Here is a 26,439-nt window from a genome sequence, read left to right as displayed (position 1 = left end):
CTGGCATCCTGGGCCCCATGAGCACCTTCGGTACCCTGTCGGTCATCTTCGATCTCGACGGAACGCTCGTGGACAGCGAGCCGAACTACTACGAGGCGGGCCGGCGGACCCTCGCCGAGTACGGCGTCCCCGACTTCACCTGGGACGAGCACGAACGCTACGTCGGCATCAGTACCCGGGAGACGATCGCCGACTGGCGCGAGCGCTACGGGCTGCGGGCCCCGGCGGAGGAGATCCTCGCCGTGAAGAACCGCCACTACCTGGAACTGGCGGGCTCCACCACGCGCGCCTATCCGGAGATGCGGGCGTTCGTCGACGTCCTGGCGGCGGAGGGCGTGCCGACGGCCGTGGCCTCCGGCTCGTCCCCGGAGGCCATCGAGGCGATCCTCGCCGTCACGGGGCTGGACGCCCGGCTGGGCACCGTCGTCTCCGCCGAGGAGGTCGCGCACGGCAAACCGGCGCCGGACGTCTTCCTGGAGGCCGCCCGCAGGATCGGCGCGGACCCCGCCGACTGCGTGGTGCTGGAGGACGCGGCTCCCGGCGCGGCCGCTGCCCACGCGGCCGGCATGCAGTGCATCGCGATCCCCTACGTCGCCGCTCAGGCCGACGCCCCGGAGTTCGCCACCGCCGGTCTGCTGCTGCGCGGCGGGCAGCGGGAGTTCACGGCCGGAGCGGCCGTGGAGTGGCTCAAGCACCTGGCCGGGACCGGCTGACGGGGGGACCGGCCGGGCCGGGCCGCCGGGGCACCGGTGGGGCACCTTGAGCCGACAAGTCGGGCGGCCGGGGGGAGGTGACCGCACGGATCACGCCGTACCGGCACCTCGATCGAAAATTTCTCCCCGAACGGTGATTGTCTTGCCGCTTCCATCCGTACTCCCTGGTGTTGGGCCGTTCTTATTCCAGGAGGCACGATGCGCATCTCGCGCAGCACGGCAGGAACCGCGTTCGTGGGCGGAGCCATGATCCTCACTCTCACCGCGTTGGCCTATCCCACCATGCTGGGCGTGCAGAACACCTCGACCAAGCAGGACCGGGTGGTGGCCAACACCAACTACGGCCCGCTGACCGAGGCGGACCGGGACTTCGTGGTCAAGGTCCGCGCGGCGGGGCTGTGGGAGCACCCGTTGGGGCTGATGGCCATCGAGCGAGGGACGACGCCGGAGATGAAGGAGGCGGGCGAGCACCTGGTGGTCGGACACGGCCGGCTCGACGAGAGCTGCCGCAAGATCGCCCTGGAGATGGGGATCACTCTGCCGAACCAGGCCTCGCCCCAGCAGGAGGGGTTCGTGCAGACCGTGGAGTCCACCACCGGCAAGGAGTTCGACTCCGTGGCGGTGAACATCATGCGGGTGACGCACGGTCAGATCTTCCCGGTGATCGCCAAGGTCCGGGCCAACACCCGGAACACGCTGGTCCGGCAGCTGGCCGACCAGGCCAACGACACGGTGCTGGACCACATCACGGTGCTGGAGAAGACGGGCCTGGTGAACCACGAGCAGGTCAACTTCCAGCAGACGAGCCCGCCGAAGATGCCGGAGGAGCAGGTGACTCCGCCGGCGCCGGCCGCGGGCGCGCCGGTGCTCGTGCTGAAGATCCCCAAGGAGCTGGAGGACCTGAACACCGCCTCACCGGCGCCGACGCCGGCTCCGACGGTGAAGTGACGCCCGCTCCTTCGTGAGGGTCACGACGGACCCTCACCGCTTCAGGACCCGCGCCGGGGTTTGCCCCGGCGCGGGTTCTTCGGTGTGGGGCCGCCGCCCGCCCGGCGGCCCTTGCCGGACGTCCGCTCCGCCGCCCGCTGCCCGCGGCCGGCTTCCCGCCCCGAGCGTTCGGTCTTCCCGGGCTTCTGCTGTCCCTGCTTCTGCCGTCCCTGCTGTCCCTGTTTCTGCGGGGCCTGCTCCCGGCCCGGCTGCTGCGTCCGGCGGCCGCGGGTGCTGTTGGCCGTCCGGCCGCGGACGATGCCGATGAAGTCGTCCACCAGGTCCGTCGTCGCGTCCTCCGGCCAGGCCAGGGCCACACGCGACTCCGGGGCGCCGGTGAGGGGGCGGTGGGTGAGGTCCCTGCGGTGGTGCAGCCGGGCCAGGGACAGCGGCACCACCAGGACGCCGATCCCCGCCGCGACCAGCTCGACGGCGTCGGCCGTGGTGGCCGGCCGCTCCAGGGCGGGCCGTCCGGGCAGCCGGTCCCAGTCGAGGACGTCGTCGAGGGGGTGCAGCACGATGTCGTCGGCCAGATCGTCCGCGGAGACCTCGTCGACCGCGGTGACGAGGTGGTCCTTGGGGACCACCACGACCGTCTGCTCGGTGTAGAGCGGGATGGCGCTCAGCACCGTCCGGTCGACGGGCAGCCGGACGAGACCCGCGTCGGCGTCCCGGCTCACCAGCAGCTCCGGGGCCCGGGAGGCGGGGACCTGGGTGAGGGTGAGGGGTACGCCGGGCAGTCGCTCGTTCCAGATGCGCACCCATTTGCCGGGCATCACCCCGGGTGCGTACACGAGCCGGAACGAGGAGGGCACTTCCGAGCCTGTCACCTGGCCAGGTTACCGGCCGTGGTCGGCGGTCGTGCACACGCTCGATACCCTGGGCTCCATGACGTCGCACCAGAACACCCAGACCATGAAGCCCGCGACCGCGGCGAAGAAGCTGGGTGTGTACCTCGAGGCCACCCCCGCCGAGTTCCGCGAGGGCGTGGTCTCCCGGGCCGAGCTGAACGCGCTCCAGGCGGACCCGCCCCAGTGGCTGCGGGACCTGCGGCGCGACGGCCCGCACCCCCGCCCGGTGGTGGCGGCGAAGCTGGGCGTCTCCATCGCCGGCCTGGCCCGCGGCGGGGTCACGGAACCGCTCACCACGGAGCAGATCGAGGCGCTGAAGCAGGAGTCTCCGCAGTGGCTGGAGCGGGAGCGCGCCACCCAGGCCGAGGTCCGCAAGGAGAACGCGCGGCTGAAGAAGCGGGACGCGGAACGCGCCGCCGGGCAGGACTGATCCGGCCCGGTCCGCCGCCCGGACTCCGGGCGCCGGAAACGCCAGCCCGCGCCACCCCTTCCGGCGGATAGAAATATCTACCAGCATGGGGCCAGCACGCGCTCGTGAGGCGCAGCCGACCGTGCCCGGGGTGGGACATGCAGAGCCACATGTGGAAGCAGGCCGTCGAGTGGCTGGCCGCGGCGGCCACCGATCCCCAGGCCTGCAAACGGGCCTGGGACCACGGCAACGGCACGGCCCTGCTGGCCGCCGGGCGCTACTGGGACGTGCTGAGCGTGCCCGACCGTCTCGGGCTGCTCGCCCTGGACGTCCTGTGGCGCGACCCGCTGAAGACGCCGGGACCCACGCTGGTGGACGTCACTGCCCGCCGCGTGGGTTTCTTCCTGCCGCCCGACCCGGTCAGCGAGTGGGTCGGCTTCGGCGTGCGGCACGTCGGCCCGGGTTCCTGGGTCGCCGTTCCCCCGCCGTACCGGGCCGCGGGGCGGCTGGAATGGCTCGTCCCACCGGACGGCAGCGGGACCCTGCACTCCCCCGGCCCGCTGGAGCTGGCTCTGCGCAAGGCCACCGGCACGCTCGCCGTGCTGGCGCCGGTCAGTGCGGAGCCGGTGGGGCCGGACGGCTGGTGAGGGCCTCCCCGGGCGGTGCCGCGCGGAGGTGGAGCGCGGGGTGGCCGCCCGGGGCGGGGGCGTCGCCGCGGGAGCGGTGGGGGTGGGCGCCGCCGGGGCGGTCGGCGTCCGTCGCGGCGTGGGAGTCCATGCCGGCGTGCCTATCCGTCCCGGCGTTTGCGCCCGTGTCGGCGTCCGTGCCCGTCCCGGCGCTGGCGTCCGTACCGGCGTGCGCGCCCATCCCGGCGTTGGCGTCAACGTCGGCGTGGGCATCCGTCACGCGGGCGTCTGTCACGCGGGCGTTCGTCCCGCCTCCGCCGCCGGCCCCGGCGAGGCCGGGGCCGGCACGGTCAGCGCCCGCGTCCGCGTCGGCCTCCGGCTCCCTGCCGGATGCCCGCGCGGGCTCCGGAGGCAGCACGGGCACCGGGACGCGGAAGGGGACGGACCGCGCGGCCGGTACGGTCGGCGCGGGCGTCTCCTGTCCGCTCACCGTGGCGGCGGCGAAAAAGGCCCAGCGGGCTTCCCGGTGGCCCGGAACCGTCTGTCCCCTGGCCCGCCACTCAGCGACGAGGGCCGTGTAGATCGGCGTGTGACCGTCGGACCCCCCGGAGGGTCCCGCGTACGGCCGGTGCGCGGCGTCGTTCCCGAGAAGGCGCCGCGCCGTCTCAGTCCTGTCCATGTCGGGGCAACGGCGCACCGCGTACCGGCGGTACGCGGGAGGCTCCCCGTCCGCCGGGTCGGGTGAAGCCGTCACCCGTACGGCGCAACGGCCCGGTCAAACAGGTATTCAGTGACGGGGCCGTCCGTTCAGAACGCGACCCGCTCGCACACGAACCGACACCCGGGGGGCCAAGGGCTGCCCGGTCTGCGCAACCGCCCCGCGGCGCGGAGGCACCGGGCCCCGGCGTGGCCGTACCCGCCGGGGCGCGATGCCGGTGCTACGCGCGCTCGCTCGACAGGTCGTCCGGGGTCTCCCGGCGCTCCGCGGGCACCGTCACCGGGGCGGCCACGGCGGCGGTGTCGGTGACCGGCGAGCGGCGCCGGGTCAGCCACAGCGCGACGGGCTCCGTGTAACGGGCGGTCAGCGGGCCGATCACGACGAGGACCAGGACGTAGGCCGTGGCCAGCGGTCCCAGGCGCGGTTCGACCCCCGCCGTGACGGCGAGTCCCGCGATGACGATGGAGAACTCGCCGCGTGCCACCAGCGTGCCGCCGGCGCGCCAGCGGCCCTTGGGCGAGATGCCGGCCCGCCGGGCGGCCCAGTACCCGGTGGCGACCTTCGTGAGGGCGGTGACGACGGCGAGCCCGAACGCGGGCAGGATCACCGGCGGGATGGACTCCGGGTTGGTGTGCAGCCCGAAGAAGACGAAGAACACGGCGGCGAACAGGTCCCGCAGCGGGGCGAGCAGGTTGTGGGCGCCCTCGGCGACCTCCCCCGACAGGGCGATGCCCACGAGGAACGCGCCGACGGCGGCGGAGACCTGGAGCTGCTGGGCGAGCCCCGCGACCAGGAGGGTGAGGCCCAGTACCACCAGAAGCAGCTTCTCCGGGTCGTCGCTGGAGACGAAGCGGGAGATGATCCGGCCGTAGCGGACGGCGACGAAGAGGACGAGCCCGGCGACGCCGAGCGCGATGGCCAGGGTGATGCTGCCCGTGGCGAGACCGGCGCCGGCCACCAGGGCGGTGACGATGGGCAGGTAGACCGCCATCGCGAGGTCCTCGAGGACGAGGATGCTCAGGATCACCGGGGTCTCCCGGTTGCCGAGCCGGCCGAAGTCGCCGAGGCACTTGGCGATGACTCCGGAGGAGGAGATCCAGGTGACGCCGGCCAGGACGACGGCGGCGACCGGTCCCCAGCCGAGCAGCAGGGCCAGCAGCGCACCCGGCACGGCGTTGAGGCACATGTCCACGAGGCCGGCCGGGTACTGCGTCTTCAGGTTGGAGACGAGATCGCTGGCCGTGTACTCGAGGCCGAGCATGAGCAGCAGCAGGATCACGCCGATCTCGGCCCCGATCGCGACGAACTCCTCGCTCGCGCCGAGCGGCAGCAGGCCGCCCTCGCCGAAGGCGAGCCCGGCCAGCAGGTAGAGGGGGATGGGGGAGAACTGGAGCCGTCCGGCGAGGCGCCCCAGCAGGCCGAGGCCGAGGATGATCGCGCCGAACTCGATCAGGAAGATCGCGGAAGAGTGCACGCGATCACTCCCGGCCGAGGATCTCGGCGGCGGCGTCGATGCCCTCGCGGGTGCCGATCATGATCAGGGTGTCACCACCGGCGAGGCGGAAGTCGGGGGCCGGGGAAGGGATCGCCTCGGCACGGCGCAGGACGGCCACGATCGAGACACCCGTGTCGGTGCGCATCCGGGTCTCGCCCAGCACGCGGCCGTTCCAGTGCGAGACCGCGGACAGCTCGATGCGCTCCGCGACCAGGCCGAGGTCGGTCGTGTGGAGCACGCTGGGGCTGTGGTGATCGGGCGTCAGCGCGTCGATCAGGGCGGCCGACTCGGCGGTGGTCAGGCGCAGCGACTGGGCGCAGGCGTCGGGGTCGTCGGACCGGTAGACGTTCACCGTGCGCGCGCCGTCCCGGTGCGCGATGACGGACAGATGCTGGTGCTCACGCGTGGTGAGGTCGTATTGCACGCCGATGCCGGGCAGCGGCGTGGTGCTCATCCGTGGAGCAGGCACAGCCCGTCCCCTTCCAGGTCTTCTCTTCGATGTCCGTCATGGGTGCCGACCCGTATTCGCACGGTTGATCCACACCCACGACGCACATCGTGCCATCCCCCAACGATGCTGAGGACATGGGTGGTGTCACGGATGGACACCGAACTCGGCACAAGCCCATGACCGACGGGGCTGCTCGCGGGGCGCCCCGCCGCGGTCGGGGCCTCTGCCGGGCGTGCGGCAGAGCCGGTCCGGTGCCGTTCGGCCCACGGCGCGGGCCCATTGGTCCCGCGCCGTGGAGGGCGCGGTGGCACATCCTGGAGAGGAGGGGGACAGCAGGGACACGGACACAGGGAGACGAGGAGGCGTGATGAGCGGTCCGGTGGTCGTCGGGGTGGACGGTTCGGAATCGAGCCTGGCTGCCGTGGAAACGGCTGCCGGGGAGGCGAAGCGGCGCGGGGTGGGGCTCCGTGTGGTGCACGCGTTCCTGTGGCCCGCGCTGCACGTGCCCCTGGGCGCCCCGCCGATGGGGCCGGCCGACGGGGGGCTGCAGGCCGCGGCGGACCGGCTGGTCGCCGAGGCCGTCGAGCACGCCCGGTCGGCGGCGCCGGACGTGGAGGTCTCGCACGCGGTGATCACCGGTGAGCCGCTGACCGTGCTGGAGGCGCAGTCGCGTCAGGCGGACCTGGTGGTCGTCGGATCGCGGGGGATGGGCGGGTTCGTGGGGCTGCTGGTCGGTTCGACGGCGGTGCATCTGGCGGCTCACGGCAAGTGTCCGGTGATGGTGGTGCGCGAGACGGGCACGCCGGACGGGCCGGTCGTGGTCGGCGTCGACGGTTCCGCGGCGGGCCGGAAGGCGATCGACTTCGCCTTCGCGGAGGCGGCCGCGCGCGGGGCCGAGCTGGTCGCCCTGCACGCCTGGACGACCTGGAACGCGCCGCTGCCGGCCCCGCAGGACGCCACGGTGCCGTACGCGAACGAACCGGGGGCGCTGGCCGCGAGCGAGGAGCGGCTGCTCGCCGAGGCGCTGAGCGGGTACGGGGAGCGGTTCCCCGGTGTGAAGGTGCGGCACGAGCTGGTGCGGGGAGGCAGCCGTGAGGCCCTCATCGCGGCCAGCCGTACGGCCCGCCTGCTGGTGGTCGGGGCGCGGGGCCGGGGCGGGTTCACCGGGCTGCTGCTGGGGTCGGTGAGCCAGGCGATGCTGCATCACGCGCACTGCCCGGTGGCAGTGGTGCGCGGCGAGCGCGAGGACGCGGGTGCGGATTCGGCTTGATCCGGCCTGATCCGGCCCGATCCGAAAGGGGACGGCCCCGGTTCTTCCGGAGGTGCGCGCTCCGGGGCCGCGCCCGGGCCGGGCGACGGGTAGGCGGGGCGTCGGGCGGGTACTCCGCACGTAATTGCCGGCGTCCGGACATCGGGGCACCGCGTCGGCCGGTCCAGGACCGGGCGGGGACGGGGACGGGAGTGAGCGGTGAGGGACACGGTCATCGTCGGAGTGGACGGTTCGTCGTCCAGTCTCGCGGCGGTCGACGTCGCGGCCCGTGAGGCGCAGTTGCGGGACGCACAGCTGCGGATCGTGCACGCGTTCAGCCGTCTGGTGGACCTGGACCCGATGATCCACGGAGTGCTGGCCCGGGCCGAGCGCCGTGCCCACGAGCGTGCTCCGGGCCTGGAGATGGCCAGGACCGTGGCGTCCGGCGAGACCCTGACGGTGCTGCAGAGCGAATCGCGCCACGCGGTGCTGGCGGTCCTCGGCAGCCGGGGCCGGAGCGGGTTCGGCGATCTGCTGCTGGGGTCGACGGTCGTGCAGCTGGCCGCCCACGGGCACTGCCCGCTCATGGTGGTCCGCGGCCGGACCGACCCGCAGGGACCGGTGCTGCTGGCCGTGGACGGCTCACCGGCCGGGGCCGCCGCGGCCCGGTTCGCCTTCGCGGAGGCCGCGATGCGCGACGCCCCGCTGGTCGCCCTGCATGTGTGGAACACCTGGAGCGAGCCGACGCCGTACGACGGTCCGGCCGATCCGCTGAACGTGGTGGTGGATCTCGACGCCCTCCGTGAGGCGCATCGGCGGCGCCTGGAGGAGGCGGTGGCACCGTGGCGGGCCGCGCATCCCGGCGTCGCCGTGGACCTGCGGCTGGAGCGGGGACGGGTGCGGCACACGCTGCTGGAGGCCACCCGGGACGCCCAGCTGGTAGTGGCGGGGGCGCGCGGGCACGGCGGGTTCGCCGGGATGCTGCTCGGCTCGGTCAGCCAGGCGCTGCTGCACCATGCCGACTGCCCCGTGACGGTCGTCCGCGGCAAGGACTGACGACACCGGGCGGGGCCGCGGGCCACTGGGGGAAGCATCGTTTGTACCGCGGGGCAACAGCGTCCGCCCTGGTGGTGAATGCTCCGCCACGCTCCCGTGCGCCCCCATGGAAAAAGGTTTCGCCACATCGGGTGGCCGGTTTGAGTGGGCAGGAAGAGGATTCACGTCCCACACACGTGGGACATCGCTGCATTCCTTGTGTCGCGCGAGACAGGTGGTAGGCGATGAATCACTGCACCGCGGAACACCCACCCACAGCCTGGACATCCGGAACCGCTCCCGGAATATTGCCGTCCGTCACCCATGGTATTTCTCTGTTCCGGCGTCCGCTGCGCTTCCTGAATTCCCTTCCCGCGCACGGCGATCTGGTGGAAATACGCCTCGGCCCGGGGAGGGCGTGGGTCGTCTGCCACCCCCGTCTGGTCCACGAGATGCTGCGGGACACCCGGACCTTCGACAAGGGCGGCCCGCTCTACACCCGGCTGCGGGCCCTGATGGGCGACGGCGTCGTCACCTGCCCGCACGAGGACCACCGCAGACAGCGCCGCCTGCTGCAGCCCGCCTTCCGCCCGGCCCGGGTCGCCCGGCTCACCGAACCGATGGCCGAGGAGGCCGAGGCCCTGTGCCGCGACTGGCGGGACGGCCAGGAGGTGGACGTCAGCGCGGCCATGATGACGGTGACGACCGGCGTGGTCGGCCGGGTGCTGTTCTCGGACGCGCTGGACGTGGGGCGCGCCGCCGAGGTGCGGGACTGTCTGACCACGGTGGTGCGCGGGCTGTTCGTCCGCACCGTCGTGCCGGTCGACGCCTTCTTCCGTCTCCCCACGCCCGGCAACCGCCGCTACACCCGGGCCGTCGCCCGGCTGCGGGCGATCGTCGACGAGGTCGTCACGCAGCGACGGCTCACGGGCGAGGCACGCGACGACGTGCTCGGCACGCTGCTGGCCGCGGCCGACGGCCCGGCGCCGGAGGTGACCGGCCGCGAGGTACAGGACCAGCTCGTCTCCCTGCTGCTCACCGGCGCCGAGAGCGCCGCCCTGTGCCTCTCCTCCGCCTTCGGCCTCCTCGGCCGGCACCCCGAGGCCGAGCACCGGCTCCACGAGGAGGTCGACACCGTGCTCGCCGGACGGACGAGGCCCACCCTCGACGACCTGCCGCGCCTGGTGTACACCCGGTCCGTCGTCGACGAGTCCCTGCGCCTCGCGCCGCCCGGCTGGCTGTTCACCCGGCTGACCACCCGGGAGGTCGAGTTCGGCGGACGCCTGCTGCCCGCCGGGGCGACCGTGCTGTACAGCCCCTACCTCCTGCACCACTCCCGCGGGTCGTTCGCCGACCCGGAGCGGTTCCTGCCCGAGCGGTGGCAGGCCGGCAGGGAGGGTGGCGGGGACGGCGGCGGACCGTACAGCGCGATGGTCCCGTTCGCCGCCGGGACCCGGAAGTGCCTCGGGGACACCTTCGCCCTCGCGCAGGCCACGGTGACACTCGCGACCATCGCCCGCCGGTGGCGGCTGCGCCGTCCCCCGGGCCCGGTCCCTCCCGTACGGCCCGCGGTGACGCTCGGGCCGAGGTCGCTGGTCATGCGCTGCGAGCGACGCCCAGGACAGCCCGCCCCGGCAGGTGCCGCGCCCACGGGCGCCCGGGCCGCCCGGCCCGGCCCGTCGTCCGCGGTTCGCGAATCCCGAGAGGCAGGTGCCACCGGTGTCGACGATGCGTGAGGTGACCATGACAGCCACGGCGGACGTGAGGACCGGATCCAGTCTCCCGGAGCTGATCGACGCCCACCTGTACATGCCCTTCCCGTTCGCCCGCAGCCCGCACGAGCGGGAGGTGACCGAAGGGGTCGGGCAGTGGCTGCGGGAGACCGGCCTGGCGGCGGAGCCCGGCGTGACGGAGATGATCGCCCGCACCCGGCCGGCCGAACTCGCCTCCTTCAACAGCCCGTACATGGACCGCGATGTACTGCACATCGTGGCCCGGCAGATCGCCTACCAGTTCGTGTTCGACGATCTCGCGGAGGAGGTCGGGAAGCGGAAGCCGGGCCGGCTGCTGCCCCTGCTGCACGAGAGCATCGCCGTGCTGCGGGACGACGCCTCCCCCGGCACGGCCCTCGGCGCGGCCCTCGCCGACCTGCTGCGACAGGTCCGCGAGCGGTGCACTCCCGCGCAGGCGGACCGATGGGCCTGGAAGAGCCGGGAGTACGTGCACGGCCTGCTCCACGAGGCGGTCGCCCAGGCGCACACCCCGCCGGCCGGAGCCGCCCTGTGCACCTCGATCCGGGCGCTCACCGCGGGGGTCGAGCCCTTCCACCCCCTGTGCGAGGCGGCCCAGCCCGAGGAACTGACCGGGGCGGAACTGCACCACCCGGTGATGCGCCGGCTGACCCGGCTGTCGGCCGACGCGGCCGTGTGGATACCCGACCTGTACTCCGCGGTGAAGGAACAGCAGGCGGGCGAGCTGATCAACCTGGCCCTCGCCCACCAGCGCGCCCACCGGTGCACCCTTCCGGTCGCCACCGTGCTGGCGATCCGTCAGATCAATGCGGCGGTGCGGGAGTTCGAGGAGCTGTTCGCCGACATCAGGCCCCGGCTGAGCCCCTCGGCCATCGGCTACGTGGAGGGCATGGCCGGCTGGATCCGCGGGTGCTACCACTGGTCCCGCACCGTCCCGCGGTACGCGGACACAGCCTCGGTGTCGGCCCTGTCCTGACGACCGCAACTGCCGTCCTGGCGGCGCCCATTCGCCTTTCCTTACCCCTGACGGAAGAAAACCAACCCCCTACCCGACGTGATTCACCCGTACTCGTTCCGCCGGTCCCGGACACCCGTCCCGGGTCCGGTGGGCGGCGTACGCTCTCCTGCCACCCATGCCGAACAACAGGAAGCGGTACGGCACATGGCGAACGAGCTGCGGCACCTTCCCACCCGGCCGAGGCCGTTGTTCGAGCGCCAACGCGAACTGGATGCCCTCGAAAGGGCGCTGGCGGCCCTGCGGGACACCGGGGACAACGTGCCGCACGGAGGACTGCTCAGCTTCACCGGCCGGGGAGGGATGGGCAAGACGACCCTGCTGGCCCGCGCCCGCGACCTCGCCGCCGCGCACGGTGTGAACGTGCTCTCCGGCAGCGGCGGTGCCAACGAGCAGGAGCTGGCGTTCCGTGTCGTGCGCCGGCTTCTGCAGCCCGCGCTGGCCACCATGTCCGAGGCCGAACTGCGCGACTCCCTGGGAAGCTGGTACGACATCGTGGGCGCCGCGCTCGGCCTGGAGGCGGGGCACGCCACCCACGTCCCCGACCCGACCGGCGTCCGGGACGGCCTCGACTGGGTCGTGACCCGCCTCGCCGTGCAGCGGGCCCCGCTGGTGCTGCTGCTGGACGACCTGCACTGGGCGGACGCCGAATCGCTCGGCTGGCTCATCTCCTTCGCCCCGCGGGTGGCCGACCTGCCCCTGCTGATCGTCCTCGCCTACCGGCCCGACGACCTGCCGCCCGAGGCGGAGCCCCTGCGCACCCTGCCCGGCGGCCTCGGCGGGCGCCCCTACGAGCTCGCTCCGCTCAGCGCCGGAAGCGTCGCCCGGATCGTCCGCGACGAGGTCGGGGACGAGGCGGAGGACGCGTTCTGCGACGAGTGCTGGGCGGTCACCGGGGGCAGCCCTTTCGAGGCCGTAGAACTCGCCATCCAGCTGGGCGAACGCAACCTCAAGGGCACCCGGCAGGACCTGCGGGCGATGCGGGACCTCGCCGCGGCGATCGAGGGCCCGGGGCTGATGGAGCGCCTGCACGCCATGGGCACCACCACCGTCCGGTTCGCCTACGCGGCGGCCGTCCTGGGCGAGACCGTCTCGCAGGAACTCGCCGCCGCCCTCGCCGTGGTCGGCAGCGAGGCCGCCGCCGAGGCGACCGAGCGGCTGCGCGCCGGCCGGATCCTGGCCGAGGACGACGGCAGCGGCGACGGCCTGGCGTTCATCCACCCGCTGATCGCCACCACCATCTACCGGGCCATCCCCACCGGGCTGCGCGTCGGCCTGCACAACACTGCCGCCGAGGCGATCCGCGCGGCCGGGTTCGGCCCGGCCGCCGCCGCCCGGCACCTGCTCGAAGTGCCCGCCGACGGCCGCCCGGAGGCGGTCGCCTGCCTGCGCGAGGCCGCCCGCGCATACACCCGCGCGGGAGCCCCCGAGGCCGCGCGGCGCCTGCTGACCCGGGCCCTTCAGGAACCGCCGCTGCCCGAGGAGCGCGCCGCCCTGCTGCACGAACTCGCCTGCTCCACCTTCCTCATCAAGCCCACAGCCACCGTCGCCCACTTACGGGAGGCGTTGACGGAGCCGGGGGTGGAACCGGACTTGCGGGCCTCGATCGTGTACCGGCTCACCCAGGCCCTGGCCCACACCGACCGGATGGCCGAGGCCGCCACGGTCGCCGGCGACGAGGCCCGGCGGGCCCGCCACCCCCGCATCCGGCTGCGCATGCAGGCCGACGCGTTCGTCTGGAGCGCCTTCCGCACCGACGAGCCCGACTCGGCCGCTCGTTCCCGCCGGCTCGCCCGGCTGGCCGCGAGGGTGACCGGCCGCGGGCTGGAGGAACGCTACATCCTGGGCCTGCGCGCCTGGGACGCCGTGCTGTGCGGCGAGCCCCGCGGGACGGCGCTCCACCACGCGGAGGAGGCGCTGCGCGGCGGGCTCAGCTGGACCGACGAGAACCGGGGTTTCGAGGTTCCGGTCTCGGTGGCCCTGGTGTTCATGTACTGCGACCAGCCGCGGCGCACCGAGGAGCTGTTCGCCCGGGGCATGGCCGAGTGCGAGGACAAGGGCTGGCGCGGCTCCCACCTGGCCCTCGGCCAGGCACTCGCCGGGTACATCCGCTACCGGCGGGGCTGCCTCGCCGAGGCCGAGAACCTGGTCCGCGAGGGGCTGCGCATCGCCGACCGGGTCGAGGGCGCGGTGCCCGCGCAGTGGTTCGCCGTAGGCATCCTCATCCAGACGCTGCTGGCCCGCGGGCGGACGGCCGCGGCCCGCCGGCTCGCCGACCGCTACCGCTTCGGCAAGCTGGTCCCCAACGCGGTCATCTACCCCGACCCGCGCACCGTGTACGCCGAACTGCTCCTCGCCGAGGGCCGCCACGCCGACGCCGCCGCCCTGCTGTCCGAGGTCGGGGAGTGGCTGGACCGGCGGGACTGGCGCAACCCCGCCTGGTGCCCCTGGCAGTCCGGCCTCGCCTCGGCCCTCGCCCGCAGCGCACCCGACCTGGCCGTCCGTCATGCGCGGGAGGCGGTGAAACGGGCCCGGGACTTCGGCGCCGCCTCGGCGATCGGACGGGCGGTGCACACCCTGGCCGAGGTGACCGGCGGGCCGGCCGCGCCCGACCTGTACGCGGAGGCCGTCGACCACCTGGAGCGCTCCCCCGCCGCCTACGATCTGGCCCGCGCCCTCGTCGGGCACGGCGCCGCACTCTCCCGCAACGGCCGGCTCCAGGAGGCCGCCGACCGCCTCTACCAGGGACTGGAGGGCGCGGTGCACTGCGGCGCGGAGGCACTGGCCGTCCGGGCCCGGGACGAACTGGCCGCCGCGGGCCTGCGTCCACTCCCCCTGCGGTACGGCCAGACGGACACCCTGACCGCCGCCGAACGCAAGGCCGCCGAACTGGCCGCCCGGGGCGTCCCCGCCCCGGCCATCGCCGGCGACCTCCACCTCACCGAGCAGGGCGTCCGGCACCTGCTCTCCTCCGTCTACCGCAAGATCGGCACCGACGAATCCGGCCTCGCGGTGGCCCTGAAGTCCTTCCCCTGCCCACGAAGCTGAGCCTCGGGCGTGGCACCGGGCCCGGGGCACCAGGCGCCCCGGGCCGCCGGCCCACCGGTTCAGGGCCCGTCACACGCGTCCGACGTCTCGACGGCCTTCGTGAAGGGGACGATGAAACGCCCTGGATCCGCCGACCCGTTCGTCGAAATCGGCGTCGGGGACGTCGATGCTGTTCATCTGCCGCTGTAGGTAGGCCTCGTCCCCGTTGTGGATCTTCTTGGTCACCCGCATGTGGTCGGCGATGCGGGCGCAGGCGTCGAGGACGGTGTTCAACTGGCTGGACCAGCGGTTCGACAGGTGGCGGAGTCCGGAGCCCAGGGCGAATCCCGGTGACGCCAGGTCGCTCGCGGCAGCGAGCCGCAGGCACGCTCCCACAGCCCGGTTCTCGTGCCGCGCTGCCGGGTGTGGGGCGGTGGATGGGTCAGGATGGGGAGCATGTCTGGCACCTTCACCACCCGAGTCCTGACCGTTTCCACCGGCTCCGAGGAGCGGGTCGTCGATCTCACCGGTGACTGCGAGGCGTTCCTGCGAGAGGCCGCGGCGGGGCGTGACGGGCTGCTGAACGTTTTCGTGCCGCACGCCACCGCCGGGATCGCGGTCATCGAGACGGGGGCCGGAAGCGACGACGACCTGCTCGCCGCCCTGCACACGCTGCTCCCCGCGGACGACCGCTGGCAGCACCGTCACGGCAGTCCCGGGCACGGGCGTGACCATGTCCTGCCCGCCATCGTCCCGCCCCACGCGACGCTCCCGGTGATGGGCGGGCGGCTGGAGCTGGGCATCTGGCAGTCGGTGTGTCTGGTCGACACCAACAAGGACAACCCTCGTCGGCAGGTTCGACTGTCGTTCCTTGCGTGACGAGGGTGCCGACTGCAGGTCTGAAGTCCGGCCGAACCAAACGGGTCTGGATCTCGCAGTCAGCAGTCCACCCGCACCTGGCTTCGAGCCATGCGGTGACTGAGGAAACCGGAGGCAGGGGTGCTGCTTTGTTGCCCGAGCACGGGCCTTGTCTCTGATCGGCCGTGGTTCGGATGGGCTGGACGTAGCAGCGGACTCATGATCCATCGGCCGTGGGTTCAAGTCCCACCCGCCCCCCTTGCACAGGGCTGTGACCTGCGGGAATGGGCGGCAGCCCGGGACTGGCCGACCCTCTTTCGAACAGGAGGGGATGCGCTCGGCGACCGCGACCGCAGCACCCGCCGCGGCCCTGTTCTCGTGGGGCTTCGGCGAACGGACACGTGCGCTGAGAAACTACCTGGGACTGCGGTCGCGCTGCTGAAGAGCGGTGACGTCGGTCCGGGCCGCTGGTACGCCTGCCGCTTGTGGTGCTCGGCGAGCGCCCGGTAGGTGTTCGCCGGGCTCGAGTGGTGGCCCTTGCGCCTGCCGGTGGGGATGATCAGGTCGGGCTGGATCTGATCGGCCGTCTCGCCGTTCGCCCGACGGCGCAGGACGGTGTGGAACGCGTGGTCGGTGACAACCGGCGGCCGACCACCGTTGCTTGCCCTCGCGGGCCACGGTATAGAGCCCTGACAGCGGCGACTCCCCGATGTTCTCTCGTCAGTCAGGCACATCACCGGAACAGCAGGCGACGCCGCCGGTTGCAGATGGACCTGACTGCCGGTGGCGACAGAACAAGCCGACAACCGGGCACACCCAGCCGACCGGAAGTGATACGGCATGCCCCCGGCCGGCTCTCGACGTCACCGCGCCCGTCGTCGCGCCGCGCAGGAGGGGGTATGACGGCTGTGGCAGCCACAGGGTGTCCTGTGCCTTTTCAAGATCGTCCCGAAGCGACGCCGGCCCCCGTGTCGCCCGTGCGGTGCGTTCTTCCTAAGTCGCCCTCAGGAGCACTCACCTGCGTAAACGATCGAAGGAGTGCGGCCGCCGGGCCCGGCCGGATGACCCATCTGTCCGTATGCGTGTTGCAGCCCTGACGGTCTGTCGGTTTCCTCATGAGCGGAGCACAACAAGGCGCCGCGCACTCCGCCCGGCCACTGCATCTCGGAGGAACTTCATGCGTATCAAGTGGGCAGGCGCCGGCATCGGCATCGGATTCCTTGTCGGCGTCGTCGGCCTCTCGAGCCCGGCCGCCGCAGCCGCGAACGGCCCCACCGATGATCCAGGTATGCACATCAGCCCGCGCCATGCCGCCCCAGGTTCCACCGTCACGGTCAGCACCGGAGCCTGTGGCTCGGAGGTCTACGGGAAGGGCGAGTCTGAGGCAGGAGGTAAGTTCCATCTCCTCCCAGGCGACAGTGAGGGTGTACTGACCGGCGGATTCAAGGTGCCGGGCGGCACCGCGGCCGGCAGTTACACCATCACTCTGAAGTGCCCGCCACGAGTCAAGATCACGGGCACATACTGGGTCGGCACCGGCAACCCCAGCGGGGCGATCGACGCGGGTTTCGGGACGGCGAACGACAAGAGCACGCAACTTGCCGTCGGGGCGGTGCTGCTCGCCGGAGCCGCCGCCGGCGGCGCGATCAAGATGCGCCGCCCCAGGGCACGTACCCGCCTTTGACGCTCTGCCCTGCCGACCCAGCCCCCAGGCCCGTGTCCGAGGGCTGGGGGGATCATCGCGAAGCGGAGGCTCCACAGCGATGGAACCGAGGCACGAGCCCTGCGGTACTTCCCCCTCGTCCACCCCGTCCGCCAAGCATCTCGCCTACGCTCTACTGGCGGGCATGTTGCTGGTGATCACGGCGCTCCGAGGCGAAGGGCCTCCGCAACCTTCGACCGCGCAGTCCTTCTCCCCCGTGTCACCCGGACCCAACAGCACCGCCTCGACCCGGTATCCCTTCGTGTCGCCCCTACCCCCGTCGGCTCCGGTCCGGCTGCGAATCCCCGCCATCGGCGTGAATGCCCCAATGACGAAACTGGGCCTCGACGACACCGGAGCACTGCGCCCGCCATCGTTCAACATGCCCCACTTTGCCGGGTGGTACGGCGCCGGTACACCTCCTGGCTCAGTCGGCACAGCCGTCACTACAGGGCATGTCGACACGCCGCAAGGACCCGGAGTCTTCCACCGCCTCGGAGCACTCGCCAAGGGCGACACCATCGAGATCATCAGGTCAGACCGGCGGACAGCCGTCTTCACGATCGACGCCGTGGAACTCTACGACAAGAAGGCGTTTCCGGATGAGAAGGTCTACGGCAACTCCCACCGGCCCGAACTGCGCGTGATCACCTGTGGGGGCCCATACGCTGAAGAAACCGGCTACCAGGGAAATGTCGTGGTCTTTGCGACGCTGACCGCGGCGTAGAACGATGGCGGTGCCGCTGAGCAGGCCGACGTTCACCCTCGCCCCCCTCCTCGGTATCGCACGGATGCAGGATGCGCAGGTCAGCGGTCATCATGCGGCCGTCCGCCTGACGGGTGCAGCCGTCGCACGGTGCGGCTGAGTTTCCTGGGCTGAGCGGGGGCGGCTGCGGCGGTCGGCTGCCCGGCGCCCGGCCGTGGGGAAGATCCACGACCGTCCCCGCGTTAGTAGAAATGTGAACGATATCCGTGAGGTCGAGGCAGTCGTCATCGGTGCCGGGCAGGCCGGGCTGTCCAGCGCCTACCACCTGCGGCGCACCGGCTTCGAGCCGGGGCGCGGCTTCGTGGTGCTGGACCACTCCCCCGGCCCCGGCGGAGCCTGGCAGTTCCGGTGGCCCTCGCTGACCTACGGCAAGGTGCACGGGATGCACGCGCTGCCGGGCATGGAGCTCACGGACGCTGATCCGGCGCGGCCCTCCTCCGAGGTCATCAGCGAGTACTTCGACCGCTACGAGCGCGCCTTCGACCTGCGGGTGCGGCGCCCGGTGGCCGTCCGGGCCGTGCGGGAGGGGACGGGTGGACGGCTGTTGGTGGAGACGTCCGACGGCGACTGGTCGACCCGTGCGCTGATCAATGCCACCGGGACCTGGGACCGGCCGTTCTGGCCGCGCTACCCGGGACAGGAGACGTTCCGGGGACGGCAGCTGCACACCGCGCAGTACCCGGGGCCGGAGGCGTTCGCGGGGCTGCGGGTGGTGGTGGTCGGCGGCGGCGCCTCCGGTACGCAGCACCTGCTGGAGATCGCCCCGCTCGCGGCGGAGACGACGTGGGTGACGCGCAGGCCGCCGGTGTGGCGGGAGGGCCCGTTCGACGAGGAGGCGGGGCGGGCCGCCGTGGCGCTGGTGGAGGAGCGGGTGCGTCAGGGGCTGCCGCCGCGCAGTGTCGTCTCGGTGACGGGGCTGCCGCTCAACGACGCGATCCGGCAGGGTCTCGCCGACGGGGTGCTGGACCGGCAGCCCATGTTCGACCGCATCACCCCGGACGGTGTCGCGTGGGCGGACGGGCGGCAGGTGAGCGCCGACGTGATCCTGTGGGCGACCGGTTTCCGGCCGGCCGTGGAGCACCTCGCCCCGCTCCGGCTGCGGGAGCGGGGCGGCGGCATCCGGGTGGAGGGGACCCGGGCGGTCGCCGATCCCCGCGTCCACCTGGTCGGCTACGGCCCGTCGGCCAGCACCGTGGGTGCCAACCGGGCCGGGCGCGCGGCCGTGCGGGACATCCGGCGGCTGCTGGAGGAGGAACCGGTCGCGGCCTGACGCCCGCCCGGTGACCGCACGCCCTCAGCTCTTCTTCTGCTCCGCGGCCTTCTTCTGTTCGGCGTTGAACGCGGCGACGTTGCGCTGGTGCTCCTGGAAGTCGGCGGTGAAGCGGGTGTCGCCCGGCTTGACGGTGACGAAGTACAGCCAGTCGCCGGGCGTCGGGTTGATCGCGGCGCGTACCGCGGCCTCACCGGGGTTGTCGATCGGGGTGGGCGGCAGACCCATGCGTTCGTACGAGTTGTACGGACTGTCGATCTTGGTGTCGGTCGCCGTGGTGCTCAGCGAGGAGCGGTTGAGGGCGTAGTTGATGGTGGAGTCCATCTGGAGCGGCATGCCGCGCTCCAGCCGGTTGAAGATCACCCGGGCCACCTTGCCCATGTCGGCCGGGTCGTCCGCCTCGGCCTGGACGATGCTGGCGATGGTGACCGCCTGGTAGACGTTCATCGCGTTGCGCTGCGCGCCGGCGGCGACGGGGGCGCCGTTGAACTTCTTGTTGGCGGCGTCGACCATCGCGGACAGCAGCTTCTCGGGGGTGGCCTTGTCCTCGAGCGGATAGGTGGCCGGGAAGAGGTAGCCCTCCGGGTTGCCCTCGGCCTCCTGGGGCAGTTTGAGGCCGGCCTTGGGCAGGGACTTGCGGGTCGTCCCCGCGGGGAGGGCGAGGGCCTTGTCGACGGCCGCGTACACCTGGCTCGCGCGCCGGCCCTCCGGGATCACCAGCGTCGTCGGCCGGGACTCCCCGTCGTCGCCCAGCGTCAGCAGCGGCACCGCCACGGCGGTGCCGGCCACGACGGCCCCGGTCACGACGAGGGCGAGACGGCCTCGGCGCGTCAGTCGGATCGTGCTCCGTGGCGGAGTGTTCGTCTGCATGCGGGCACGGTAACCCGCGAAACGCCGCAAACCTGGCATATCGTCATCTTGTCGGCTCCAGTTGGGCGTCCCGGCGCACCAGAGCCGCGTAGCGCCCGTCCCGCTCCGCCAGTTCCCGGTGGGTGCCGCGCTCGACGGCGCGTCCGGCGTCGAGCACCACGATCTGGTCGGCGCCCCGGACGGTGGACAGCCGGTGGGCGATGGTGAGCGTGGTGCGGTTGGCCGACAGCGCGTCGATGGCCTTCTGCACGGCGGCCTCGGTACGGGTGTCCAGTGCGCTGGTCGCCTCGTCGAGGACCAGCACGGGCGGGTCGCGCAGGATGGTGCGCGCGATCGCCAGACGCTGCTTCTCGCCGCCGGAGAACCGGTGGCCGCGTTCACCGACGATCGTGTCGTAGCCGTCGGGCAGACCGGCGATGTGGTCGTGGATCTGGGCGGCCTCCGCCGCCGCGTACAGCTCCTCGTCGGTGGCGTCCGGCTTCGCGAAGCGGAGGTTGTCGGCGACGGAGGCGTGGAAGAGGTACGTCTCCTGGGAGACCACGCCGACCGCGCGGGCGAGGGTGTCGAAGTCGAGGTCGCGGACGTCGACCCCGTCGAGTGTGACCCGGCCGCCGGTCACGTCGTACAGACGGGGCACGAGGTGGCCGAGCGTGGACTTGCCGGCCCCGGTGGAGCCGACGACCGCGAGGCTGGAGCCCGCGGGGACGGTGATGTCGATGCGGTCGAGGACCGGGCCGCCCTTGCCGTCGTAGCCGAAGGTGACGTTCTCGAAGCGGACCTCGCCCTTGATCCGGTCGAGGCGGACCGGATCCTCGCGCTCGGTGATGTCGACGGGGAGGTCGAGGTACTCGAAGATGCGCTGGAACAGCGCGAGCGAGGTCTGGATCTGCACGCCGGTGGACAGCAGACTCACCGCGGGCCGGAACAGGCCCTGCTGGAGCGAGACGAACGCGACGATGGTGCCGATCGAGACCTCCGGCCCGCCGGTGTGCAGGGCGATGCCCGCCGTCCAGTAGATGACGGCGGGCATGGCGGCCATGACGACGGTGATGACGGCCATGCGCCAGCGGCCCGCCATGTTCGACCGCACCTCGAGGTCCACGAGCCGCTCGGACTCGTCCGAGAAGGCCCGGGTCAGGGAGTCGGAACGGCCCATCGTGCGGCCGAGCAGGATGCCGCTGACGGAGAGCGACTCGGTGACCGTGGCGGCCATCGCGGCCATCTGCTTCTGACGCCGTGTGGTGATCTTCCGCCGTTCGTCGCCGACCCGGCGGCTGATCCACACGAACACCGGCAGCAGCACCAGGGTGACCACGGTCAGCCGCCAGTCGAGCGCGAGCATCGCGACGACGGTGGCGACCACGCTGGTCACATTGGACACCAGCGAGGTGGCGGTGGACGTCACGGTGGCCTGCATGCCGCCGATGTCGTTGGCGATGCGGGACTGGACCTCGCCGGTGCGGGTGCGGGTGAAGAAGGCGAGCGACATCCGCTGGAGCCGCCCGTAGACGGCCGTCCGCAGGTCGTGCATGACCCGCTGACCGACCGTCGTGGAGATCAGCGTCTGCAGGACTCCGAAGACGCTGGTGAGGACGGCGCCGAGGATCATGCCGAGGGCGAGCAGGCTGAGCAGTCCGGTGCGGCCCTGCGGGAGGGCCACGTCGAGGATCGCCTTCAGCAGGAACGGGGTGGCTACCGAGACCAGCGACGCCGCCCCGACCAGCAGGCCGACGACGGCGAGGCGGCCCCGGTAGGGCCGGAACAACCGCAGGATGCGGCGCACCTGCCGGGGCTGCTGCCCGCCGTCGGCGGGCGGGGTCCAGGCGGGCTGGCGGTCGGGGTACATGGTCTCCTTCTACGTCTCCTCCGGAGGATGGCGGTCCCGCGGCAGACGTCGGAACCCCGCTCATTGTTACCTGTATTCACAATGAACGGCATCCTGATAATGTTCCCGCATGACCTCCCCCGACCCCGACGGCCAGCTGGCCGAGCAGTTGCTGCGGCTCACCCGCCGGGTCCACCGGATCCAGAAACACCATCTGGAGCGGCGTGAGCTCGGCATCACCCCGGCCCAGTCCCGGCTGCTGCGGACGCTGGCCCACTACCCGTCGCCGCCGCGCATGGCCGATCTGGCGGAGCGCCTCGAAGTGGTGCCCCGGGCGGTGACGACACTGGTCGACGGGCTGGAGGCGGGCGGCACGGTGCGACGGGTACCGGATCCGGCCAATCGCCGGGTGATCCGCATCGAGCTCACGGACGCCGGCCGCACAGCGCTGCGCGAACTGCACGCCGCGCGCCGGGCCGCCGCCGAGGAGATCCTCGCACCGCTGGAGGACGAACAGCGCGCGGTCCTCGGACAGTTGCTGGACACCCTGGTCGACGGGGCCGTCGCCCCGCCCTGCCGCCACACCGTGGGCTGACCGCCTCGGCGCCGTCACCGCGGGGGTGATCGGCCGGCACCTCTGGGGGACCGGCCGGCACCTCCGGCGGGATCGGCCGGCACCTCCGGGGGGAGCTGCAGGGCCCGCCGGTTCCGGACGCCCGGCGTGGAAAACCGCTTGCTTCCGCACACGCTGCGGGGTCAACCTGTCACGGTTTGCTGCCCGCCGTCCCGGGACGGCGCGCGACCCCTGCCCGCACGTGCGCCGCGTGCCGCCGCGTGCGGCCCGCCGCCGAACCGACCGCCCCGAGACGAGCCGCGACGACGTCATGCAGATCCAAGACCTTCCGTTTTCCGATCCGGGTGTGCCGGACGCGCGGTCGGGCCCCCGCTTCCTGTGGTGGCTCTTCCGCAGCCAACTGGCCGGGCAGCTGAAGGCCCTGGCCTGGGGGCTGGCGCACTTCGTCGCCGTGGCGTCCCTGCCGTTCGGAGTCGGCATCGCCGTGCAGGCCGCCGTCGACCGGTCCGGCACCCGACTCGCCCTGGCCGGCGGTCTGCTGGCGCTGGCCGGGGCCGGTCTGGCGGTCGGCGACACCCTGCTGCACCGGGCCGCCGTCACCAACTGGATCACCGCCGCCGCCCGCGTCCAGCAACTGCTGGCCCGCCGGACCGCCCTGCTCGGCTCCGCCCTGACCCGGCGCGTCGCGGCCGGTGAAGTGGTGGCGGTTTCCACGAGCGACGTCGAGAAGATCGGCTGGTTCGTGGAGGCCCTGTCCCGGTTCACCGCGGCGGCGGTCACCATCGTGGCGGTCTGTGCCGGGCTGGTCGTCCACCAGCCGGCGCTCGGTGTCGTCGTCGCCGTGGGACTGCCGGTCATGGCGCTGGCGGTCCTGCCGCTGCTGCCCCCGGCCACCCGGCGGGCCGACATCCAGCGCGAGAAGTCCGGCCGGGCCACCGAGCTGGCCTCCGACACCGTGGCCGGCCTGCGCGTCCTGCGCGGCATCGGCGGTGAGGAACTGTTCCTCGACCGCTACCGCCGCGCCTCCCAGGAGGTCCGGCACGCCGCCGTGCGCAGCGCCCGGATGTGGGCGCTGATCGCCGCCGTCCAGGTTCTGCTGCCCGGCCTGCTGCTGATCGCCGTCGTCGTGTACGGCGTCCACCTGGCCCGCCAGGGGCGGATCACCGTCGGTGAACTGATCACCGTGTACAGCTCGGTGATGCTGCTGGCGTACCCGATCCGGCACTTCGAGGAGATCGCGATGGCGTACTCCTTCTCGCGGCCCTCGGCCACGCGTGCCGCGCGGGTGCTGTCACTCGAACGGCCGACCGACACCGCGGGATCGCGGCCCGCGGTCCACCCCTCCGGCGACCTGTACGACCCGCAGAGCGGGCTGCTCGCCCCCGAGGGCCGGCTGACGGCAGTGGTGTGCGGGGACCCGGACGCGGCGGGACGGCTGGCCGAACGGCTGGGCGGGCACGCCGCGTCCGAGGGCGCCTCGGTGCTGCTCGGCGGGGTGCCCCTGGACGAACTGCCGCTGGACTGCGCGCGTGCCGCCGTCCTGGTCCAGGACAAGGATCCGGTGCTGCTGTCCGGCACCCTGCGGGAACTGCTCGACGTGCCGGGCTCCGGGCGGACCGAGCCGGCCGCCGCGCTGGAGGCGGCGCAGTGCGCGGACGTGCTGGCGGCCCTGGTGCAGGGCTCGACGGCCGTCGAGGACCCGATGGACGCCCGGATCACCGAGCGCGGACGCTCCCTGTCGGGCGGCCAGCGCCAGCGGCTCGCGCTGGCCCGGTCGCTGGTCACCGACCCCGAGGTGCTCGTCCTGGACGAGCCGACGTCGGCCGTCGACTCGCACACCGAGGCCCGCATCGCCCGCGGCGTGCGCCGGGTGCGGTCAGGGCGCACCACGGTCGTGTTCACCTCGTCCCCGCTGCTGCTGGACCGCGCGGACCGGGTGGTGTTCCTGCACGACGGAACCGTCGTGGCCACCGGTGGCCACCGCGAGCTGCTGACCACGGAGCCCCGGTACCGGGCCGTGGTGACGCGGGAGACGGAGGAAGGCGTCGACGCCGTCGACGCCGTTGGCGCCGGGAGTGTACGGGCCGGGGGTGCGCGGGTCGAGAGCGTGCAGGCCGGCTCTGCGACGGCGCCGGGTGCCGGGGCCGTCCGCGCGGAGGACAGCGGCGGAGCACGTCGCGGGGAGGCGATCGGCGGGCCGCGGCAGCCGGTGCCCCACGGGGACGAGGCCCTGCCACGACGGGAAGAGATCGAGGAGACGGCATGATCGGCGTGGCCCCACCCGCCTACGACCCGGCGGCCCCGACCACGGCGGGCACCCTGCCCGTGGGGGCCCCGACGACCGTCCGCGCCTATGTGGCCGAGCTGCTGCGCCGGCACCGGCGGGCCTTCGTCCTGCTGGTCACCGTGAACACGGTCGCCGTCCTCGCCTCCATGGTGGGCCCCTACCTGCTGGGCGGCCTGGTGGAACGGGTCCCGGACCCGACCCGGGACCTGCGGCTGGAACTCACCGCCACGCTGTTCGTGGTCGCGCTGCTGGTCCAGGCGGTGTTCGTCCGGCAGGTCCGGCTGCGCGGGGCGATGCTCGGCGAGCGGATGCTGGCCGATCTGCGCGAGGACTTCCTGGTGCGGTCGGTCGGGCTGCCGCCCGGCGTGCTGGAGCGGGCCGGGACCGGTGACCTGCTGTCCCGGATCACCACCGACATCGACCGGCTCGGCAACGCGATGCGCGAAGCCGTTCCGCAGCTGACGATCGGCGTGGTGTGGGCGGTGCTGCTGCTCGGCGGCCTGGTCGCCACGGCACCCGAACTCGCGCCGGCCGTCCTGGTGGCCGTGCCGCTGCTGGTGGCCGGCTGCCGCTGGTACTTCCGGCGGGCACCGGCCGCCTACCGGTCCGAGGCCGCCGGGTACGCGGCCGTGGCCGCGGCGCTCACCGAGACGGTGGACGCGGGACGGACCGTCGAGGCGCACCGCCTCGGCGAGCGGCGCGTCGCGCTGTCGGACCAGCGGGTGCGGGAATGGACGGCCTGGGAGCGCTACACGCTCTGGCTGCGGTCGGTGCTCTTCCCGGTGGTCAGTCTGACCCACGTCACCGTGCTCACGTCCGTCCTGATGATCGGCGGGGTGTTCGTCCTGCAGGGCTGGATCGGCGTCGGCCAGCTGACGACGGGCGCCCTGATCGCCCAGATGCTGGTGGATCCGGTCGGACTGATCCTCAGGTGGTACGACGAGCTGCAGGTGGCGCAGGTGTCGCTGGCCCGGCTGGTGGGCGTACGGGACATCGAGCCGGACGCCGGGGACGCGGAGCTCACGCCCGAAGGACGCCACGTCCGCGCGGACCGGGTGCGTTTCGGGTACCGGGAGGGCGTCGACGTGCTCCGTAAGGTCTCGCTGGAGGTCCCGCCCGGCACCAGGCTGGCGCTGGTCGGTCCCTCGGGCGCGGGCAAGTCCACCCTCGGCCGGCTGCTGGCGGGGATCTACGCGCCCCGGGACGGCCGGGTCACCCTGGGCAGCGCCGAGCTGGCCCGGATGACCGCCGAGCGTGTCCGCACCCATGTGGCCCTCGTCAACCAGGAACACCACGTCTTCGTCGGCTCGCTGCGCGACAACCTGCGGCTCGCCCGCGCGGACGCCGGGGACGCCGAACTGTGGGCGGCCCTCGGCGCGGTGGACGCGGACGGCTGGGCCCGCGCGCTGGACGACGGCCTGGACACCGAGGTCGGCTCGGGCGGACTGGCGCTCACCCCGGCCCAGGCCCAGCAGATCGCCCTGGCCCGGCTGGTACTGGCCGACCCTCACACCCTGGTGCTGGACGAGGCGACGTCGTTGCTGGACCCGCGGGCGGCCCGCCATCTCGAGCGGTCGCTGTCCCGGGTCCTGGACGGGCGCACGGTGGTCGCCATCGCGCACCGCCTGCACACCGCCCACGACGCGGACGTCATCGCCGTGGTCAAGGACGGCCGCATCAGTGAGCTCGGCAGCCACGACGAGCTGGTCGCGACGGACGGCGCGTACGCGGCCCTGTGGCGGTCCTGGCACGGCTGACCCGCGGGGCGGGGCCGCGCCGGGCCGCCGGGGCCGGGACGGACGGCAAGGCGGAAGGTGCCGCGCCGGGAAGGGCCGCACCCCCGTGGCGGTGTGGCCCCGGGAGGGGGCCGCACCCCGTGGCTCCCCTCGGCCGCGGGCCCGGCCGCGTCCCGGCGCGGTGGCTGTGGCCCCTGCCGGAGCAGGAGGGTGCCGTGCGGGCC

22 protein-coding genes are annotated in these 26,439 nt (G+C 73.1%); 16 read left to right on the top strand and 6 right to left on the bottom strand.

All coding sequences use genetic code 11. The features are described from left to right. Nucleotides 1-17 precede the first annotated feature (17 nt). Complete coding sequence (locus ACIRPP_RS00930) at nt 18-713, top strand: HAD family hydrolase (protein WP_403636804.1); 696 nt, start codon at nt 18-20, stop codon at nt 711-713. Between the two features lie 198 nt (nt 714-911). Further along, nucleotides 912-1,661 (top strand): DUF4142 domain-containing protein, encoded by a 750-nt coding sequence (locus tag ACIRPP_RS00925; protein WP_403636802.1) that lies wholly within the window; start codon nt 912-914, stop codon nt 1,659-1,661. Between the two features lie 41 nt (nt 1,662-1,702). Here ACIRPP_RS00925 and ACIRPP_RS00920 read toward each other — a convergent pair whose 3' ends face one another. Next, a complete protein-coding gene (locus ACIRPP_RS00920; protein WP_403636801.1) occupies nt 1,703-2,530 on the bottom strand; it encodes a LysR family substrate-binding domain-containing protein in 828 nt (275 codons plus the stop codon). 58 nt (nt 2,531-2,588) lie between these two features. Here ACIRPP_RS00920 and ACIRPP_RS00915 point away from each other — a divergent pair, with 58 nt between their 5' ends. Then, nucleotides 2,589-2,981 (top strand): DUF5997 family protein, encoded by a 393-nt coding sequence (locus ACIRPP_RS00915; protein ID WP_192235873.1) that lies wholly within the window; start codon nt 2,589-2,591, stop codon nt 2,979-2,981. A gap of 137 nt (nt 2,982-3,118) precedes the next feature. Continuing rightward, nucleotides 3,119-3,607, top strand: a complete 489-nt coding sequence (locus ACIRPP_RS00910) for a hypothetical protein (protein ID WP_403636799.1) — start codon at nt 3,119-3,121, stop codon at nt 3,605-3,607. Nucleotides 3,608-4,524: 917 nt separating this feature from the next. On the opposite strand, the gene ACIRPP_RS00905 is transcribed toward ACIRPP_RS00910, so the two are convergent. Beyond that, nucleotides 4,525-5,778, bottom strand: coding sequence for a cation:proton antiporter (locus ACIRPP_RS00905; RefSeq protein ID WP_403636797.1), 1,254 nt, complete (start codon nt 5,776-5,778; stop codon nt 4,525-4,527). Between the two features lie 4 nt (nt 5,779-5,782). After that, complete coding sequence (locus tag ACIRPP_RS00900; protein WP_192234802.1) at nt 5,783-6,268, bottom strand: cation:proton antiporter regulatory subunit; 486 nt, start codon at nt 6,266-6,268, stop codon at nt 5,783-5,785. Nucleotides 6,269-6,617: 349 nt separating this feature from the next. Between ACIRPP_RS00900 and ACIRPP_RS00895 the strand changes: the two genes are divergently transcribed. The 5 genes from ACIRPP_RS00895 to ACIRPP_RS00875 all read left to right on the top strand — a co-directional run bounded on the left by ACIRPP_RS00895 (nt 6,618) and on the right by ACIRPP_RS00875 (nt 14,348). After that, nucleotides 6,618-7,520, top strand: a complete 903-nt coding sequence (locus tag ACIRPP_RS00895) for a universal stress protein (RefSeq protein ID WP_403636795.1) — start codon at nt 6,618-6,620, stop codon at nt 7,518-7,520. A gap of 198 nt (nt 7,521-7,718) precedes the next feature. Then, nucleotides 7,719-8,555, top strand: a complete 837-nt coding sequence (locus tag ACIRPP_RS00890; protein ID WP_403636793.1) for a universal stress protein — start codon at nt 7,719-7,721, stop codon at nt 8,553-8,555. A 368-nt stretch (nt 8,556-8,923) separates the two neighbouring features. Next, on the top strand, nt 8,924-10,270 hold the full coding sequence (locus ACIRPP_RS00885; RefSeq protein WP_403636791.1) for a cytochrome P450: 1,347 nt from the start codon (nt 8,924-8,926) through the stop codon (nt 10,268-10,270). 7 nt (nt 10,271-10,277) lie between these two features. Continuing rightward, nucleotides 10,278-11,261, top strand: a complete 984-nt coding sequence (locus ACIRPP_RS00880; protein ID WP_403637552.1) for a (-)-alpha-amorphene synthase — start codon at nt 10,278-10,280, stop codon at nt 11,259-11,261. Nucleotides 11,262-11,447: 186 nt separating this feature from the next. Further along, nucleotides 11,448-14,348, top strand: coding sequence for an ATP-binding protein (locus ACIRPP_RS00875; protein ID WP_403636789.1), 2,901 nt, complete (start codon nt 11,448-11,450; stop codon nt 14,346-14,348). Nucleotides 14,349-14,417: 69 nt separating this feature from the next. On the opposite strand, the gene ACIRPP_RS00870 is transcribed toward ACIRPP_RS00875, so the two are convergent. Beyond that, nucleotides 14,418-14,723, bottom strand: coding sequence for a hypothetical protein (locus tag ACIRPP_RS00870; protein WP_403636787.1), 306 nt, complete (start codon nt 14,721-14,723; stop codon nt 14,418-14,420). Between the two features lie 60 nt (nt 14,724-14,783). Here ACIRPP_RS00870 and ACIRPP_RS00865 point away from each other — a divergent pair, with 60 nt between their 5' ends. From ACIRPP_RS00865 to ACIRPP_RS00850, 4 genes are all read left to right on the top strand, one after another. After that, nucleotides 14,784-15,206, top strand: coding sequence for a YjbQ family protein (locus ACIRPP_RS00865; protein WP_403636785.1), 423 nt, complete (start codon nt 14,784-14,786; stop codon nt 15,204-15,206). 1,156 nt (nt 15,207-16,362) lie between these two features. Further along, entirely contained in the window at nt 16,363-16,869 is a 507-nt protein-coding gene (locus ACIRPP_RS00860) for a sortase (RefSeq protein ID WP_403636784.1), read from the top strand. A 163-nt stretch (nt 16,870-17,032) separates the two neighbouring features. Continuing rightward, nucleotides 17,033-17,614, top strand: coding sequence for a class F sortase (locus ACIRPP_RS00855; protein ID WP_403636783.1), 582 nt, complete (start codon nt 17,033-17,035; stop codon nt 17,612-17,614). Between the two features lie 232 nt (nt 17,615-17,846). Further along, nucleotides 17,847-18,923, top strand: a complete 1,077-nt coding sequence (locus tag ACIRPP_RS00850; protein WP_403636782.1) for an NAD(P)-binding domain-containing protein — start codon at nt 17,847-17,849, stop codon at nt 18,921-18,923. Nucleotides 18,924-18,947: 24 nt separating this feature from the next. On the opposite strand, the gene mltG is transcribed toward ACIRPP_RS00850, so the two are convergent. Together mltG and ACIRPP_RS00840 are read right to left on the bottom strand one after the other, a co-directional pair. After that, entirely contained in the window at nt 18,948-19,793 is an 846-nt protein-coding gene (mltG, locus tag ACIRPP_RS00845; RefSeq protein ID WP_164442913.1) for an endolytic transglycosylase MltG, read from the bottom strand. Nucleotides 19,794-19,836: 43 nt separating this feature from the next. Continuing rightward, nucleotides 19,837-21,639 carry an ABC transporter ATP-binding protein gene (locus ACIRPP_RS00840; RefSeq protein ID WP_403636780.1) on the bottom strand — a complete coding sequence of 601 codons (1,803 nt, stop codon included), beginning with the start codon at nt 21,637-21,639 and terminating at the stop codon, nt 19,837-19,839. A 109-nt stretch (nt 21,640-21,748) separates the two neighbouring features. On the opposite strand from ACIRPP_RS00840, the gene ACIRPP_RS00835 reads away from it, so the two are divergent. From ACIRPP_RS00835 to ACIRPP_RS00825, 3 genes are all read left to right on the top strand, one after another. Further along, nucleotides 21,749-22,213, top strand: a complete 465-nt coding sequence (locus tag ACIRPP_RS00835) for a MarR family winged helix-turn-helix transcriptional regulator (RefSeq protein WP_403636779.1) — start codon at nt 21,749-21,751, stop codon at nt 22,211-22,213. Between the two features lie 289 nt (nt 22,214-22,502). Further along, entirely contained in the window at nt 22,503-24,458 is a 1,956-nt protein-coding gene (locus ACIRPP_RS00830; protein WP_403636778.1) for an ABC transporter transmembrane domain-containing protein, read from the top strand. After that, nucleotides 24,455-26,236: an ABC transporter ATP-binding protein gene (locus ACIRPP_RS00825; RefSeq protein ID WP_403636776.1), complete on the top strand. Its 1,782-nt coding sequence runs from the start codon at nt 24,455-24,457 to the stop codon at nt 26,234-26,236. Before ACIRPP_RS00830 ends, ACIRPP_RS00825 begins: the two co-directional genes overlap by 4 nt. Nucleotides 26,237-26,439: the final 203 nt, after the last annotated feature.

Origin of the sequence: Streptomyces sp. NPDC101219, from assembly GCF_044767675.1 — a bacterium.
Taxonomy (GTDB): Bacteria; Actinomycetota; Actinomycetes; order Streptomycetales; family Streptomycetaceae; genus Streptomyces.
The sequence above is the reverse complement of the archived record's forward strand: the minus strand, read 5'-3'. Positions and strand labels throughout refer to the sequence as shown.